The sequence below is a fragment of the uncultured Phascolarctobacterium sp. genome, from assembly GCF_958349595.1.
GTDB lineage: Bacteria > Bacillota > Negativicutes > Acidaminococcales > Acidaminococcaceae > Phascolarctobacterium.
The window spans coordinates 1-16,198 of sequence record NZ_CATWDQ010000006.1 but is presented as its reverse complement, the minus strand read 5'-3'; the positions used below and the strand labels follow the sequence as shown (position 1 = coordinate 16,198).

General features: G+C 48.4%; 16 protein-coding genes and 1 tRNA gene. 2 read left to right on the top strand and 15 right to left on the bottom strand.

Annotated features, from left to right (window positions below):
* The first annotated feature begins 170 nt into the window (after nucleotides 1–170).
* The gene (locus Q4G98_RS06320; RefSeq protein WP_177560776.1) at nucleotides 171–1,037 is read left to right on the top strand and encodes a LysR family transcriptional regulator; all 867 of its coding nucleotides are present in this window, start codon (nucleotides 171–173) and stop codon (nucleotides 1,035–1,037) included.
* 112 nt (nucleotides 1,038–1,149) lie between these two features.
* Here the strand turns inward: Q4G98_RS06320 and Q4G98_RS06315 are convergent, their stop codons facing one another.
* The 12 genes from Q4G98_RS06315 to Q4G98_RS06260 all read right to left on the bottom strand — a co-directional run bounded on the left by Q4G98_RS06315 (nucleotide 1,150) and on the right by Q4G98_RS06260 (nucleotide 11,745).
* Complete coding sequence (locus Q4G98_RS06315) at nucleotides 1,150–1,716, bottom strand: chromate transporter (protein ID WP_177560777.1); 567 nt, start codon at nucleotides 1,714–1,716, stop codon at nucleotides 1,150–1,152.
* A 12-nt stretch (nucleotides 1,717–1,728) separates the two neighbouring features.
* On the bottom strand, nucleotides 1,729–2,298 hold the full coding sequence (locus Q4G98_RS06310) for a chromate transporter (protein WP_293545623.1): 570 nt from the start codon (nucleotides 2,296–2,298) through the stop codon (nucleotides 1,729–1,731).
* 204 nt (nucleotides 2,299–2,502) lie between these two features.
* Complete coding sequence (locus Q4G98_RS06305; protein ID WP_298565377.1) at nucleotides 2,503–2,859, bottom strand: molecular chaperone Hsp90; 357 nt, start codon at nucleotides 2,857–2,859, stop codon at nucleotides 2,503–2,505.
* A gap of 79 nt (nucleotides 2,860–2,938) precedes the next feature.
* Nucleotides 2,939–3,367 carry a MarR family winged helix-turn-helix transcriptional regulator gene (locus Q4G98_RS06300; RefSeq protein ID WP_293545620.1) on the bottom strand — a complete coding sequence of 143 codons (429 nt, stop codon included), beginning with the start codon at nucleotides 3,365–3,367 and terminating at the stop codon, nucleotides 2,939–2,941.
* A 95-nt stretch (nucleotides 3,368–3,462) separates the two neighbouring features.
* Nucleotides 3,463–3,550: transfer RNA gene (locus tag Q4G98_RS06295), tRNA-Ser, on the bottom strand.
* A 56-nt stretch (nucleotides 3,551–3,606) separates the two neighbouring features.
* Nucleotides 3,607–4,116, bottom strand: a complete 510-nt coding sequence (tadA, locus tag Q4G98_RS06290; RefSeq protein WP_298565374.1) for a tRNA adenosine(34) deaminase TadA — start codon at nucleotides 4,114–4,116, stop codon at nucleotides 3,607–3,609.
* Nucleotides 4,117–4,123: 7 nt separating this feature from the next.
* Complete coding sequence (locus Q4G98_RS06285) at nucleotides 4,124–6,052, bottom strand: ATP-binding cassette domain-containing protein (RefSeq protein ID WP_298565372.1); 1,929 nt, start codon at nucleotides 6,050–6,052, stop codon at nucleotides 4,124–4,126.
* Nucleotides 6,053–6,152: 100 nt separating this feature from the next.
* Nucleotides 6,153–7,142 (bottom strand): UDP-glucose 4-epimerase GalE, encoded by a 990-nt coding sequence (gene galE, locus Q4G98_RS06280; RefSeq protein WP_293718939.1) that lies wholly within the window; start codon nucleotides 7,140–7,142, stop codon nucleotides 6,153–6,155.
* Nucleotides 7,143–7,154: 12 nt separating this feature from the next.
* The gene (gene galU / locus Q4G98_RS06275; RefSeq protein WP_367949980.1) at nucleotides 7,155–8,036 is read right to left on the bottom strand and encodes a UTP--glucose-1-phosphate uridylyltransferase GalU; all 882 of its coding nucleotides are present in this window, start codon (nucleotides 8,034–8,036) and stop codon (nucleotides 7,155–7,157) included.
* A 93-nt stretch (nucleotides 8,037–8,129) separates the two neighbouring features.
* A complete protein-coding gene (locus Q4G98_RS06270; RefSeq protein WP_293545614.1) occupies nucleotides 8,130–9,503 on the bottom strand; it encodes a phosphomannomutase in 1,374 nt (457 codons plus the stop codon).
* A 113-nt stretch (nucleotides 9,504–9,616) separates the two neighbouring features.
* Complete coding sequence (locus tag Q4G98_RS06265; protein WP_177560783.1) at nucleotides 9,617–10,396, bottom strand: retron system putative HNH endonuclease; 780 nt, start codon at nucleotides 10,394–10,396, stop codon at nucleotides 9,617–9,619.
* Nucleotides 10,393–11,745, bottom strand: a complete 1,353-nt coding sequence (locus Q4G98_RS06260) for an AAA family ATPase (RefSeq protein ID WP_298565369.1) — start codon at nucleotides 11,743–11,745, stop codon at nucleotides 10,393–10,395. The genes Q4G98_RS06265 and Q4G98_RS06260 overlap by 4 nt, the downstream gene beginning before the upstream one ends.
* A 116-nt stretch (nucleotides 11,746–11,861) precedes the next feature.
* Between Q4G98_RS06260 and Q4G98_RS06255 the strand changes: the two genes are divergently transcribed.
* Nucleotides 11,862–13,079, top strand: a complete 1,218-nt coding sequence (locus Q4G98_RS06255; RefSeq protein ID WP_298565368.1) for a DUF401 family protein — start codon at nucleotides 11,862–11,864, stop codon at nucleotides 13,077–13,079.
* Between the two features lie 124 nt (nucleotides 13,080–13,203).
* Here Q4G98_RS06255 and Q4G98_RS06250 read toward each other — a convergent pair whose 3' ends face one another.
* From Q4G98_RS06250 to dapF, 3 genes are all read right to left on the bottom strand, one after another.
* Nucleotides 13,204–13,626 carry a hypothetical protein gene (locus tag Q4G98_RS06250; RefSeq protein ID WP_177560786.1) on the bottom strand — a complete coding sequence of 141 codons (423 nt, stop codon included), beginning with the start codon at nucleotides 13,624–13,626 and terminating at the stop codon, nucleotides 13,204–13,206.
* A 158-nt stretch (nucleotides 13,627–13,784) separates the two neighbouring features.
* The gene (locus Q4G98_RS06245; protein WP_298565365.1) at nucleotides 13,785–14,981 is read right to left on the bottom strand and encodes an LL-diaminopimelate aminotransferase; all 1,197 of its coding nucleotides are present in this window, start codon (nucleotides 14,979–14,981) and stop codon (nucleotides 13,785–13,787) included.
* Nucleotides 14,982–15,014: 33 nt separating this feature from the next.
* Nucleotides 15,015–15,881 carry a diaminopimelate epimerase gene (gene dapF / locus Q4G98_RS06240; protein WP_366917018.1) on the bottom strand — a complete coding sequence of 289 codons (867 nt, stop codon included), beginning with the start codon at nucleotides 15,879–15,881 and terminating at the stop codon, nucleotides 15,015–15,017.
* Nucleotides 15,882–16,198: the final 317 nt, after the last annotated feature.

Here is a 16,198-nt window from a genome sequence, read left to right as displayed (position 1 = left end):
AAATCGGTTCTTCATAGTTTTTCCGAATTTTTTCTGCTATCATATTAAATAAGAAGCAAGTTAAATTCATTGTTAAATCCGAACATAAAAATAACGAAATGTTTTGCACATTTCGTTATTTATGCATAGTTTTATACATTTTCAGTAAAGGCGTTTCTATGGAGGTCACTATGAACATTCAAGATTATGAACTGATAACCACTGTAGCTAAAACGAAGAATTTAACTATTGCTTCCGAAAAACTTTATATGAGCCAGCCAGCGCTTTCCTACCGCCTGAAAAATATGGAAGAGGAGTTTAACTGCGCCCTGGTATATCGAACGCCTAAAGGTATAATTTTGACCAGCAAAGGCGAAGAAGTAGCTCACTATGCAGAAAAAGCTTTATTGGAATACAACAAAATGAAAGATAAGCTTTCCACAATGGACGATGTCTTGAGCGGCACCATCAAGATCGCTGTCTCGCCGGCCTATGCAAAATATAAATTATCACATGTACTGACATCTTTTAAGGCTCAGTTCCCCAATGCCAATATCTATATCAAGACCTGCCTGAGCAGCGCCGCGGCGCACCTTTTAGACAGTAATGACGTCCATGTGGTCATTGTCAGAGGCGATCATTTGTGGAATGAAGAAAAAATTCTTATCAACGAAGAACCTATCGTGCTTGCGGCCAATTCAGAAATTGATTTACAGGATCTGCCCAGCCTTCCCTATATAGAGTACGGAACAGACATTTTCCTGGAAAAGGAGATCCGCAACTGGTGGACCGAGCACTATGACGTACCGCCAATGGTGACCATGAATATCAATGATTCAGATACCTGCCGGCAGCTTGTCGCCGCAGGACTGGGCTTTTCCATTCTGCCCAGCATCAGTCTAAGCAAAGAAGAATACCCTAATTTATATTTGCTGCCTTTGCAGCATAAAGACGGCTCGCCTTTATTACGCGGCACCTGGATCATGTACCGCACTATTGTTTCTAAAATCCTTATCGTCAACAAATTCATCGAACATCTGCAAAATGCTTTTAAATAATTGTCCACTGTTTCCAACACCTGCGGTGCAGGTGTTTTTTTATTGTGCGTGCTCCCGACATCTGCACCAATAAAAAATACCCCGGCTTTACAAAGCCAGGGTATAAAAACAGTTATTTTAAAAATAAATGCAGCGCCAGGCTCAAAAGGCCCGAACCTACCAGCGTCTGGATCACGCCGCAGATTTTTTTCTTGATCAAAACCAGTGCCACCAGCAACACGATCGTACTGACAAGATCAGGATCAGTCCAGACAGCCGGCAATCTTTCTTCGTTCCACAAAGAAAGCGTCAAAAACATCACGCCTGCCGAAGCGATCAGCGCGACCACCGCTGGCCGCAGCCCGTTCAAAACACCTCTGATAGCTCCCATATCTCCATATTTAGCCAGTAGCTTTGCCAAAGCGATCATAATGATCAGCGAAGGCGTAACAAAGCCTGCTGTTGCCGCCACAGCGCCGCCAATACCAGCCACCTTAGTGCCGACAAAGGTAGCTGCATTGATACCGATCGGCCCCGGCGTCATTTGTGAAATAGCCACAACATCCATAAATTCACTGAATGAGATCCAGTGATGGATGTCAATCACCTGCGTCTGGATCAGCGGTATCGAAGCATAGCCGCCGCCCACACAAAACGCGCCGACCAGACAGAAACTCCAAAACAAACTCAAATATAGCACTGCCATGCCTCCCTAGCTGTATTTTTCATCCTGCAGCCACAAATAGCCAATAACTGCGTCCATCAGAATCAGATACATGATATTGATCTGTAAAAAATAATTGGCGATAAAAGTTCCTAAAATAATCAGACCCGGCAGCAACAGCTTCTTTTGCAGCTCCTTCTGCAGCAGATTGATGCCGACATCAAGTATCAGGGCCGTAGCGCCGCACTGCATACCGCGCAGCAAAATCTGTACATAATAATTATGTGCAAAAGCATCATAAAAATATGAGATCGCCGTCAACGTAATCAGCGGCGGCAGCACTGTCGCCAATAAAGTTACAGCCGCGCCTGTATAACCGGCCAGACGGTAACCGATAATGATCGCGGCATTGACAGCTACCACTCCCGGCGCCGACTGCGCTACCGAAACAAGATCCAGCGCCTCTTTATCACTCATCCATTTATAATGGTCAACATATTTTGCTTTCAGCAGCGGAATGATGACAAAACCGCCGCCCACTGTAAAGGCGCTGATCAAAAACGTAGATTTAAACAGCTCCCAGTAAAATTTTTTATCTATTATCAATGAATTATTCACTTGCCTGCCTCCGCTGTCAATTTAGCTGATATTATTATCATAACAAAATTTTTACCGGCAGTACAGCTTCTACCGCCTGACTAAAATTAAAAATCCGGCACCAATACTTAATTATAAAAAAATCAACGGCCCTCAAATTCAATGAAGGACCGTTGAACGCAATCTTTGTTTTCAAACCGTCGGCGGCAAGCCGCCTGTAAAACTTTACAGTAATTCTGTTTTTCTGGCAAGGATCTCCGCTACTGCCGTACAGGCCGGGCAATCACAATACCCTGCACCGGCAGCTTTGATTTCTCTAGCATGGGCAGCGATATTCTTAGCCAGTTCTGCGCCAAAGCACTTTACGCCGGCCTCAGAGTCTGCAAAACCGATCAGATTGTTGATCGGCATAATATCGGCTTCCAGCTCGGCGATATATTTTTTCGTTTCAGCAGCTTCGTTTGCCGTACCGACTGCGTCCAGCCAGCTTTGAGCTGCTGCTTTGGCCTCGCTGCTGCAGGAAGCCGCATTCATCAGTACATGAGTCTTTTCAATAACATAATCCAATGTTTCTTTTTTCATCGTCCTCTACCTACTTTCCTGGATGTATATTCTAAAAAATCCGCAAATAGTTAGACTTCTAACTATTTGTTTAAATTTTTTATTCTAAATTGGCAAGAATTTTCTGCAAAGAGCTTTCCAGCTTTTTTATTTCTTCCTGCGTCATATCCCGAAAAACCTGCTGCATCAAATCCTCAGAAATCTTTTCAAAAATTTTCTGCAATTCTTTACCCTTACAGGTAAGCTCTGCATAAATGACACGCGAATCTTCGGCAGCCTGCGCCTTACGCACCAGCCCCAGCTCAGCCAGTTTATTGACCAGTACCGTCACCGTCGGCTTCGTCCGGTGGATAGCGTCTGCAATCTCTTTCATCGTCACCCGCTCTTTTTGATACAGGCACGCTAAAATATCCCCGTGCGAAGGAGCCAGATTGGTGATCCCATGCTGCGCCAGATCTGCCAGAATAAATTTATTAGCGTTTTCTCTTATTTTACTGATCAAAAAAATCGTATTTCTCTGCTTCATCATACTTTAATTATAATTAGACATCTAACTATTGTCAAACAAAAATTTAACAAAAAAATAAACGGTCCTTCAACTCAATGAAGGACCGCATAAATTCCTGGCGGAGAGGGTGGGATTCGAACCCACGGTACGTTGCCGTACATTTGATTTCGAGTCAAACACCTTCGACCACTCGGACACCTCTCCGCATAAACCAGCCTTATCTATTATATCATAAATCCGTATTTTGCAAAGGTTTTTTCTTAATTTTCAGCACTGCTTTCAGTCCTGCACGCCTTGGTCTGCCTGTTTTCCAAGCGGCGGCGTCTGAAAAAATCCTTCATCACCTGTGCGCATTCAGCTTCGCAGACTCCGCTGACGACCTGCGCCTTATGATTAAGATTAGGGTTGCTGATAATATTGAAGATCGACTCTGCTCCGCCGGCTTTAGCGTCCGGGCAGCCGTAGACCACCTTCTCGATCCGGCTGTTGACGATAGCTCCCGAACACATCGGACAGGGCTCGACCGTAACGTAAAGCGCAGCGCTTTCCAGACGCCAGCGCCCCAGTTTTTTACACGCGTCCCGGATCACAATGATCTCGGCATGTGCCGTCGCATCGTTCCAGGTCTCCCGCATATTATGTGCCCGTGCCACCACTGTCCCAGCAACGACCAAAACAGCGCCGATCGGTATTTCGCCGATTGCTGCCGCCGCCCTGGCTTCCTGCAGCGCCAGCTGCATATAATCCTTATCAGTCATTACACGTTCCATCCTCGTCTTATTCCTGCACAGCTTCCGCTGCCGTCATCAGTTCTTCCCAGCGCAGCATCAGCTTCCCGATCTCCGCCTGTAGTGCCGCATGTTCCGCCGCCAGCGCAGCGCTGGCTTCCGGGTCCGTGTGGCTGGCCGGGTCCGCCAGCCGCTGCTCCAATACGCCCAGCAGCGCCTCCTGTTCACGGATACTGAGCTCGACCTTCGCCAAAAGCTTTTCCGCTTCCTGCGGACTGTAGGTACGTTTACTTTTACCGGCATTTTTTGTCGGCCTGATCTCGGTTTCAGACTCCGTCTTTGCTGCCGTGCCGGGCATTATCTCAGCCGTCTGCTGCGCCTGCCGTTTGGCTTTTTCCTCTAAATAAAAATCATAATTGCCCTTATAATCATAAACACGATGGTCTTCCAGCTCCCAGATCCTGTCTGCTATCTCGTTGATAAAATAACGGTCATGGCTGACCACCAGCACCGTTCCGTCAAAAGCAGTCAGGGCGGCTTCCACCGTCTCTCGCGCCATAATATCAAGGTGGTTCGTCGGTTCGTCCAGCACCAGACAGTTTGCGCCGTCCAGCACCAGCTTCAGCAGTACTAGCCGGACTTTCTGCCCGCCGGACAAGGTGCCGATCTCCTTGAAAACATCGTCGCCGTGAAACAGCATTCCCCCCAGCAGCGAGCGGGTCCGCTCTTCTGTAAAACCATATTCCACTAAAAAGTTATCCAGCAGCGTCTGTCGGGGAGCAAGCCTTTCATAGCTCTGCGAAAAATACCCAACCTTCACACGGCTGCCGATCCTGGCAGTTCCCTTCAGCGGCGGCAATTCGCCCAAAACAGTTTTCAGCAGCGTCGTTTTCCCGGTACCGTTAGGCCCTAAAAGACCAACCTTCTCACCCTTGCGCAGCACCAGATCAATATCGTGCAGCAGTACGTTATCGCCATAACCAACAGACAACTGCTCCAAAATCAGTACCCGTTCAGCCGATTCCGGTGCCGGAGGCAGCCTCAGCTCAAATTCCTCATGCTGTACAGGCGCGTCCAAACGCTCCAAACGGTCAAGCTGCGACTGACGTCCACGCGCCATCTTGCTTTTGATGCCGGCCTTGAACCGGCGGATATAAGCCTCCGTCCGCGCGATATGATCCTGCTGCGAAGCGTATGCAGCTTCCAGTGTCGCTGTCTGGATCTCTTTCTGCACCAGATACTTGCTGTAATTGCCTTTAAAAGAAGTCAGATGCCCGCCTTCCATTTCCAGTATCCGCGTCGCGATATTATCCAGAAAAGCGCGGTCATGACTGACTACCAATAACCCGCCCTTAAACTCCTGCAGATATTTTTCCAGCCACTCCGTCATTACGATATCCAAATGGTTGGTCGGTTCGTCCAAAATCAGAAAATCCGGCTGCCGCACCAAAGCCGCCGCCAGCATCATCCTTGTTTTCTGACCGCCCGAAAAATGCCCGGCCGTCTTATCCCAGACCGCTTCTTCAAACCCCAGGCCGATCAGCACTCTTCTGATAAAAGCTTCATAGTTATATCCGTCCAGATGCTCATAAAGTCTGGTCACACGTGCATAATCTTCTAAAACCGAGTCCAGTTCATCTCCCGGTTCCAGCCGTGCGGAACGTGCTTCCAACTCCGCCAACTGTTCACGCAGCGCTATGATCTCCGGACAGGAACGCAGCATAAACTGCCACAGACTGCCGCTGCCGATATTCTGAAAGCCCTGCTCCACATAGCCTATCTTGAGACCCGGCTCGAACCGCACCACGCCGGCGTCAACTGTTTCCGGCGCCAGAAGGCAGCGCAGCAGTGTTGTTTTACCGCTGCCATTCACGCCTACCAGACCAATTTTTTCACCTTTATCGATCATAAAGCTGATCTCTTTAAATATTTCATGAATGCCAAAGCTTTTGGCAATCTTATCCACTACAAGCTGCATTTTTTCGTCCTCTGTTTTCTTCTTTCTAAGTTCTTATTTTAACAAAAAAACGGCTTGAAAGCAAAAAGACCGGCCGCTAAAGCAAACCGGTCTTACCTTTTCAGCCTTCATACCCCTGCGGGTGGCCTTTATGCCATTTCCAGGCCGTACTGATAACTTCGCTGACAGTACTGCGCTCAGGCACCCAGCCCAGTTCTGCCCTGATCTTCTCGGAAGAAGCGATCAGTACAGCAGGATCACCGCTGCGGCGGTCTTCTTCTACCACCGTAAAATCAATCTCCGTGATCTTTTTAGCCGCGTCGATGATCTCGCGGACACTGAATCCCTTCTCGCTGCCCAGATTATATACCCGGCTGGCCCCACCGTTCAGCAAATGCTTCAGTGCCAGCACATGCGCCGTCGCCAGATCGCAGACGTGCACATAATCACGCACACAGGTCCCGTCAGCAGTGGCATAGTCCGTACCATAAATAGCCACCTGCCGGCGCACGCCCTGCGCTGTTTTTAAAACCAGCGGGATCAAATGCGATTCCGGATTATGGTCTTCACCAATATCGCGGCTGGGAGACGCCCCTGCGGCATTAAAATAACGCAGCGCCACATAACGCATCTCGTAGGCCATATCATAATCAGCCAGCATTTTCTCGATCATCAGCTTGGTGCGGCCATAGACATTGGTCGGCTCCAGTTTACTGTCTTCTTTGATCGGCACCGCCTCAGGCTCGCCATATACCGCCGCCGTTGACGAAAAAACGATATAATCGACGCCGGCGCCCTTCATTGCTTCCAAAAGATGCAGTGATCCCTCCACGTTATTAAAGTAATATTTGGAAGGATTTTCCATCGATTCGCCCACCAGACTGCTGGCGGCAAAATGAATCACCGCATCAATCTCAAACTGGCCCATGATATGCTTTAAAAAAGCAACGTCATGGATATCGCCCTCGACCAGCTGCACCTCTTCGGGCACAGCAGCCGCATGACCTGTAGAAAGGTTATCATAAACGATCGGCGTAAAGCCGTTTTTCTGCAATTCTTCAACAACATGTGAACCAATATACCCGGCGCCGCCGGTAACAAGAACATTCATCTTCCGCTCTCCTTAGTTTTTACTGACCAGCGCCTGCAGATAGGCCAAAAACTTTTCCTGCAAATCAGGACGCTTCAGCGCCATTTCTACCGTTGCTTCCAAAAAGCCCTGCTTGTCGCCAACATCATAACGGCGTCCTTCAAAATTATAAGCATACATCTTCTGCAGCTTCGCCAGCTCCTTCAAAGCGTCCGTCAGCTGGATCTCGTTGCCGCGTCCCGGACTGGTTGTCTCCAGGATCGGAAAGATCTCCGGATTGATGATATAGCGCCCCAAAACAGCCAGCCGCGAAGGTGCTTCCTCGACACTGGGTTTTTCGACCATATCGCTGACCGTAAAAGTCCGTGTCTCTGCCGTAGGCTCAGAGGCCACGATACCATAAGCAGACACCTTCTCCTGCGGCACCTCCTGTACGCCCAGAACGCTGGCCCCGGTTTTAGCATAAACCTCCATCAGCTGTTTCAGCGCCGGCACTTCGCCGTCCACAACATCATCGCCTAAAAGTACCGCAAAAGGCTCGTCGCCGATAAACTGCTTCGCACATAAAATAGCATGACCCAATCCGCGTGGCTCTTTCTGGCGGATATAATGGATACGGATATCGGAAATCTTTTTGACCATCTCCAGCTCCTGCGTTTTGCCGCCAGCCGCAAGGTTCAGTTCCAGTTCGATACTGCGGTCAAAATGATCCTCGATCGCGCGTTTACTGCGCCCGGTAATGATCAGGATATCTTCGATCCCGGACGCAAGCGCTTCTTCAATAATATACTGGATCGTCGGCTTATCGACGATTGGCAGCATCTCCTTCGGCGTAGCTTTGGTAACAGGCAGAAACCGCGTGCCTAAACCAGCCGCCGGTATAACGGCCTTGCGTACTTGTTTGATTGCAGTCATCTATATCACTCTTTCTCCAGTTTACTTAGAAATAAATTTTTTCAGCCGCTTTCAGGCATCTCTTGGCACTATATTTGCCCGGCGCAGGCCAACTTACGCCTCTTCGCCGCCGATCATAGCCAGCAGCTCGGCAGTTTTTTCCGCCAGCAGCTTTTTATCGCCTCTGGTCTCCACATTCAGGCGCATCACCGGTTCCGTATTGGATACGCGCACATTAAAGCGCCAGTCAGCGTAATCGATACTCAAACCGTCCAGCTTATCGACCTGACCACCGTCTGCATATTTAGCTTCGATAGCAGCCAGCACGGCCGCCGAATCCTCTACCTTACGGTTGATCTCGCCGCTGCAGGGGAATTTCTCCATCCGTTCAGCAACCAGCTCCGACAAAGTCTTACCGGTAGTACATAACAGTTCTGCCACCAAAAGCCAGGGTATCATACCGCTGTCGCAATACGAAAAATCCTTAAAATAATGGTGCGCCGACATTTCTCCGCCGTACAGCACCTCATTGGCACGCATACACTCTTTCATAAAGGCATGGCCGCTTTTGCAGCGTACGGCAGTGCCGCCGGCAGCGTCAACCACCTCCTGTGTGTTCCAGGTCAGCCGCGGATCGTACATGATCTTGGCTCCCGGCTGCTTGCGCAGAAATACTTCCGCCAGCAGACCGACTATATAATAGCCTTCAATAAATTCGGCTTTTTCGTCAAATAAGAAGCAGCGGTCAAAATCACCGTCCCAGGCCACGCCCAGATCAGCCCCGTTTTCACGCACCAGTTTAGCCGTAGCTTCACGATTGGGCACCAGCAAGGGATTCGGCACCCCATTCGGGAAAGTGCCGTCAGGAGTTTCGTTGATCTTGATAAATTCAAAAGGCAGATATTTAGCCAGTTCGTTCAAAACCGGTCCAGCCCCGCCGTTACCAGGGTTAGCCACTATCTTCAGCGGTTTCAGCGCCTGCACGTCAATATACCCCAGCAAATGCTCGATATATTCCGGCATAATATCATACCGCCTTACAGAGCCCTCGGTTTTGCCCGGCACCTTGACATGCGGAAAATCCTTGCTGTCGACTACCATATCGGCGATCTCCATCAGTCCTGTATCCGCCGAGATCGGCCTGGCACCGCGGCGTACCAGCTTCATCCCGTTATACTCAGCCGGATTGTGACTGGCAGTTACCATAATACCACCGTCGGCATCAAGATGAGCCGTCGCAAAATAGATCATCTCCGTACCGCACTGCCCAATATCGATCACATCGCTGCCGCCGTGGCGCAAGCCTTCTGTCAGCGCATCGACCAGCTCGCGGCCGCTTAAACGAATATCATGGCCTACAACTACTTTTTCCGCAGCGAACATCGCCGCAAAAACACGTCCCACCCGATAAGCCATTTCCGCATTGACCTCTGACGGCACCACCCCGCGCACATCATAAGCTTTGAACGCCTTTTTCGTTAATTCCATATTTCTCCGCTCCCCTATATATTCTGCAATTATCTGAAAACATGATAATTATTACTTTCTACCTTTACACAAAAACTCCTGCTTAAAATCTCTTTTTAAGCAGGAGTTTTACACTAAAGTCTATATTCCCGTTCTCTTAAAATATCCTCGGCAACTTCACCCAAATACCAGCGTGCTACCGAAAAAAACGGCTGATAATTACCATCTTCATCCGGCAGCAGAATACTCTCAGCCAATAGCGGCAAAAATTCTTCCAAATCCGCACCACCGGCCAAAGCATTATTGATCTCATCTTCCAGTATCCTGATCAGCGCCAGCCGCATCCGCTGCAAACGCGGCGCGTTCAGGTTCAGTTCACGGATCGTATTACGTGCCCTGGACTGCAGCTTTTTCGGGCAGGAGTCTTCATCAACGATCATCTTCCCAGTATGCTCCTGATAACGGAACAGCCTGACTGACGCCGGTATTTTCAACGGATTCAGTATCCGCTCGGAAATCGGCTTGCCGCCCTTCGGCACATCACAGCTGCGGTCGTTCTTTCTGCTGGAATAACGCCATTCCGGATTAGAAACATACGGCTGGCTGCCGCCGTGGCAGACCCCCAGCAGGTTATGCCAGTCCAGATGATAATTATGCCCGCTGAGCTGAGTGCCAACTTTGGGGAAGAAATGTTCCACCCGGAAATCATCGACATTGTCCTCATTCTCTGCCAGCTTGATGCTGATCTCGCAATAAGCGCATAAACCGTGCTGATCCTGCAGCAGCTGCTGTTTGACTTCGCGGTAGCCTCTGCGGTTGCGCCGGCGGAAATGCTCCCACGTCTCGTCAGGAAACGCCTGTGCGTAATTGTGCAGACGTTCGGGTGTCACCGGCGATTTATACACCCGTTTCATTTTTTCTTCCTCCTGAAAGCCTTCATCCTGATTTCAGTATCGGCACGCACCAAAGCCGGTTCGCACCCCTTCGACCATTCGTCCAGACGTTTACGCAGCTCCCTGGCCTCGTCCGTATCCCATTTATCCTCGCTCACCAGCGTCAGATAGCGGTGCAGATCCTTTACGATCGGCAGCGCCTGCGGCCTGGTATCCACATTCTGAATATCCTTCAGCAGCTGGAAGCTTTCAGCGCCCAACGAAAATACCGGTTTATCGATATTGATCAGGTTATTATCCCAGCGCAGGATACGGATCGACTCTGCCGGCACTGTACTCAGTACCTGCGGACTATGGGTCGTCACAATAAACTGGACGTTGGGAAAGGCCTTCCGCACATCATAAACTACAGCCTGCTGCCATGAGGGATGCAGATGCATATCAACTTCGTCGATCAGCACGATACCCGGCGTTTCCAGCGCCGCCATAGCGCCCAGATCCGGGTTCAGCCGCACCATTCTGTAAGCAAGATCGGCCGCCATACTGATCACGCTGCGGGTACCGTCACTCAAAGCCTCCAGCGGCAGCACGCCCATCGTCTCATGCATAATGATCAGATTCTGGAAAGCAAAGCTGTAATCAATATCCGTCCAGCCCATACTGCCAATACAGGTAACAATCGCCTGCTTAACAGCCTTCAGCACTTCCGTATACGGATTTTTTTCCTCTTTTTTACCGCTCTCGGCCAGATAACGGTCAAATTCCAACGCGCTCATAGCCGCATATTTGAACCATTGCCCAAAGGTATTGTACGAAGACGACGGTTCCATACAGTCCACATAACCGCTGCCGCGTTCCAGGCTGATATCCTTGCGCAGCTCAAACAGCTTATTATCTTTCCACATCCTGCTGGTACCATAATAAGCCATTACCGGCAAAATGATCTTACTGTCATTGACCTCGCGCAGAGCCTTGACTGTCTGGCGTCCATACTCGCTCAAAGCCTTGGCATTCTGGATCGTGGTCCTGCCACCAGCAGCCTTCAGCTCTCTTTTCCAGCTGATTTTGGTGCAGTTCACAACACCCTCGGCACCGATCACGACAGGATACTGGCTCTTCATGCGCAATACATGCTCCAAGGTCCTGCCCACAGTATCCTTGGTCTGGCGCACGTCTGTATCGCTGATCTGGTTAGCTTTCACGCCGTCAAAACAGGCCAGATAGGGTCCTAATGCCACAGCGACCGCATCTAAAATAGCAGTTTTGCCCTTACCATTTTCAGCAACGATAACAGTCAGTTCTTTATTGAAATCGATCTCAAATTTATCATAGCAGCGGTAGTTCTGCAAACATAAACGACTGATATACATAGTACACCTCCAGCAGTATATTTTTCTTTTATTATACCTTTTTTCTGCAAAATATGGAAATTTCTCTGCATTCTCTGTATAATAGAGATATTCTTTGAGAGTGAGAAGGGTTTAAAATGAATATTTTTCTCGTTATCGCTTTAGCGATGCTGTTGATCATTATCCTGCTGCGCAAACACATCCCCATCGGCCCGGCCATTCTGGCTGGCGGTTTACTTATCTGGGCTCTGGTGGCCCCGCAATTCCATTATCTTGTCAGCGCCTTCACTACCACGCTCACCATGCAGCGCACCTATGATTTGATCCTGGCGCTTTATTTCGTTATGTGTCTCGAGATCGAGCTGCGCACCAGCGGCGCTTTAGACGGTATGATCCGCGCTTTGCAGCGCCTGTTTGCCAGCGAAAAATTCACGCTGGCCATCATGCCGGCTTTTCTCGGGCTGCTGCCGTCACTGGGCGGCGCGCGTTTTTCTGCGCCTATCGTCGAAGCTGCCAGCCGTAATACCGACCTGACCAAAGAACACAAAGCCGCTATCAATTTCTGGTTCCGGCATATCTTTGAATTTTCCAGTCCCATCATCCCCGGTATGATCATGGCCTGCAGTATCGCCGGTGTGGCTTTCAGCGACTTTATCGCCCATCTGTGCTGGCTGACGCTTTTAGCCTTCGCACTGGGCTGGCTGGTCCTCATCCGCCCGCTGGACATGCCGCAAAACAGCAATCTGGAAGTCAACCCGGACGAACGCCGTCACGACATCATGAATCTGGTGCTGTCGCTGTCCCCGGTCGTCATCAACTTCCTGCTGGTCGTCTTCTGCGACCTGAACGCTTCCACCGCCATGGCGCTGGTCACCTTCGCCATGATCCCCGTACTGCGCATGACCTGCCGTGTCATCAATATCAAAGAAGTTTTTACCGGCGCCTGTGACTGGAAAATGCTGATGAACGTTCTGTGCATCCTCTATTTCATTCAAATTCTCACAGATACCAACGTCCTGCATACCATCGTCGAAGACTTCAAGGCTTCACCGCTGCCAGTACCCGTCATCATCGCCGCAATCTCCTTTATTATCGGCATCCTGACTGGTCTTTCACAGGGCCATGTAGCGATCGTCATGCCTATCGTTGCCGCCCTCTCGCCCGGCGACCTGAATCTGGCCGGCGTAGCTATGGCCTTCGGCGTAGCCGGACAAATGCTGACGCCGACCCATATGTGCTTTATCGTCACACTTGATTATTTTAAGGCAGATTTCTTCAAGACCCTCAAACCCATGTTTATTCTGGAAGTCATGCTGCTGACCGTTTTCAGCATCTATACCTATTTTACCTGGTAAATATCTCTGCCTATCTACGCTCATAGCAAATATTTTTTAATACCTAAAGGCCGGACTCAATGAGTCCGGCCTTTAGGTATTAAAAGCAAAGGACTGCCGAATGGCAGTCCTTTTTAGCGCTGATTTATTTAGCGGCTTCTTTATTTTCTTCTTTCTGCGGCAAAGCAATACCAAAATCACCCAATAAAGGTTTCTCGTTTTTAACTGCAAACAGGAAACTCATCATTGCTTCAGGCTGTTTGGCAAATTTCATGCTGTATCTTAAAATATCAGCATCTGCGCCTTTTTCGATCACAACCAGGCGTTTTTCGCTGACTGCGCCAAAGTTTTTATCCATTTGCTCTTTGAAATTTTTAAAGACTTCTTCTGTAAAGTCTTTTTTCATCTCAGCAGACATGATAGAGGTGATAGCGGAATAATTGGAAGCGTCCAAAAACTTATTGACCATTGCTTCTTCGGCGTCAAGCACCTTGCCGTTGCTGGCACTGCAGATAGCGCTGAAACCAAGCACTAAAACCATAGTCAGCATTAACAGAATTTTTTTCATTAATAATTACCTCCGGCTCTCTTTGAATATTAGGGGACTTTTTGATTCTTTACTATTATACATCGCCCCTGCTGTTGCTTCAAGAAAAGTTTCCTGATTCTACAAAAATCTCACAAAGAAAAACTTTTAGGTAATTTTTCCATGTTTATTTTTCAAACTTACAGACCTTGTGCGATCCGTTCCATAGCCTCGATAGTATTTTCACGGCTGCCAAAAGCGGACAGACGGAAATAGCCTTCGCCCATCGCGCCAAAACCGGCGCCGGGAGTGCCGACAACAGCCAGCTTCTCAAGCAGGAAATCGAAGAATTCCCAGGAAGACATTCCCTGTGGGCATTGCAACCAGATATATGGCGAATGAGTGCCGCCATAAAATTTGATGCCTTTCTTACTCAGGCCTTCAGCCATGATCCTGGCGTTTTCTTTATAGAAGGCCAGCATTTCACGGCATTCCTTTTGTCCCTGTTCGCTGAATACAGCCTCAGCACCGCGTTGAATGATATACGGTACACCGTTGAATTTAGTCGTTTGACGGCGCAGCCACATTTTATTCAGTTCCATTGCTTTACCGCTTTCAGTTTTACGTACTAAAGCATGCGGAACTACGGTATAGCCGCAGCGGGTACCGGTAAAGCCGGCAGTTTTAGATAAAGAGCATAATTCGATCGCGCATTTTTTTGCATCTTCAACAACAAAAATACTGCGGGGAATTGCAGGATCGTCAACAAAAGCTTCATAAGCGGCATCATACAGGATCACTGCATCGTTTTTCAGTGCGTAGGCCACCCAGGCTTCCAACTGTTCTTTGGTATAAACGGCGCCGGTAGGATTGTTAGGCGAGCAAAGATAAACAATATCAGCTTTTACACTGTCGTCAGGCATCGGCAGGAAATTATTTTCCGGCTTACCGTCCATATAAACTATTTTGCGGCCGCACATGATATTGGTATCCAGATATACAGGATAAACCGGATCAGGAATCAGGATAGTATTCGCATTGCTGAAAATATCGGTGATATTGCCGCAGTCACTTTTAGCGCCATCACTGATAAAAATTTCATCACTGGCCAGTCTAACGCCAAAGCTGGCATAATACTTTACGATCGCTTCATGCAGGAAATCGTAACCCTGTTCAGGCCCATAGCCGCGGAAGGTTTCTTTGACGCCCATTTCGGCAACAGCCTTCTGCATAGCGTCTATAACTGCCGGCGCCAGAGGCAGGGTAACGTCGCCGATACCCATGCGAATAACCTTTTTCTCCGGATGTGCTGCCACATAGGCATTAACTTTCTGCGCGATTTGCGAAAACAGATAGCTGTCTTTCAAATTGCAATAATTTTCATTTACAAAAGCCATTTTTTTGTCCCCCATTAAACTAAAAATATATTTTTATTTATTAATGACTTCATCAGGAATATCGATGACGCCTTCAAATACTGTTACAGCAGGCCCCTTTAAGATAACATGATTATTGGCCTGATGCGTAAGCTTCAATGTACCACCTTTGGCGATAACAGTCAGTTCCTCACCTTTTTTACCGGCATGTCCCAGCATGATCGTAGCCACGCAGACCGCAGTAGCGCCTGTACCACAAGCCCAGGTCTCACCGCTGCCGCGTTCCCAGACGCGGAATTTAACGGTATTTTTATCAATGACCTGTACAAATTCTGTGTTGACGCTTTCCGGAAATAATTTATGCTTTTCAAATTTCGGTCCCAGTTTTTCCAGATCCAGAGCATCCACATCTTCAACAAAAGTAACAAAATGCGGATTGCCCACCGAAATAGCCGTACCGTTATAAACAACGTCTTCCTCTATCACCAGTCCCTGATCGACAAACATAAAGTGGTCGCTGATCATCGGGATCTCAGTGCATTTGAAAATAGGCTCGCCCATATCGACGCTGGCTTCTGCCACTTTACCGTCTGCACCTAAAAACACATCTATGGTTTTGATACCGGAAAGAGTTTCCAGCGTAAAAGTGGTCTTATCAGTCAAACCTTTATCATAAACATACTTGGCAATACACCTGGTACCATTACCGCACATCTTGCCTTCAGAAGCATCGGCGTTAAACATTCGCATTTTAAAATCAGCAACATCAGATTTGCAGATCATGATCAAGCCATCGCTGCCAATACCAAAACGTCTGTGACTGATGTATTCTGAAATAGCTCCCGGATTAGGCAATTCCTGTTCCATACAGTTGACATATACATAATCGTTACCAGTACCGTGCATCTTCGTAAATTCCATTTTCATGGCAATATCCTCCTAGTCAATTCATAACTTGCCTTATATTATAGCAAAAAACAAGCAAACAATACAGTAATTAAAAGTCTTTTAGATTGTTCCTTATCAAGAACACTATTTTCCGTCTGCCTATAGTATACTATTAGCGTAGGCTAACGTCAAGCAAAGAATGAAAAATAATAAGCCGCTTTTATCACACGCGCATGCTCCTTTTTATCCACCGGCGGTCAGCGGATGTTATCTCGCCTGGTCGGTTAAAAGTCAACACATAGCAAAAAGACCTATACCAAATGGTATAGGTCTTTTTGCTAACCGGCAAC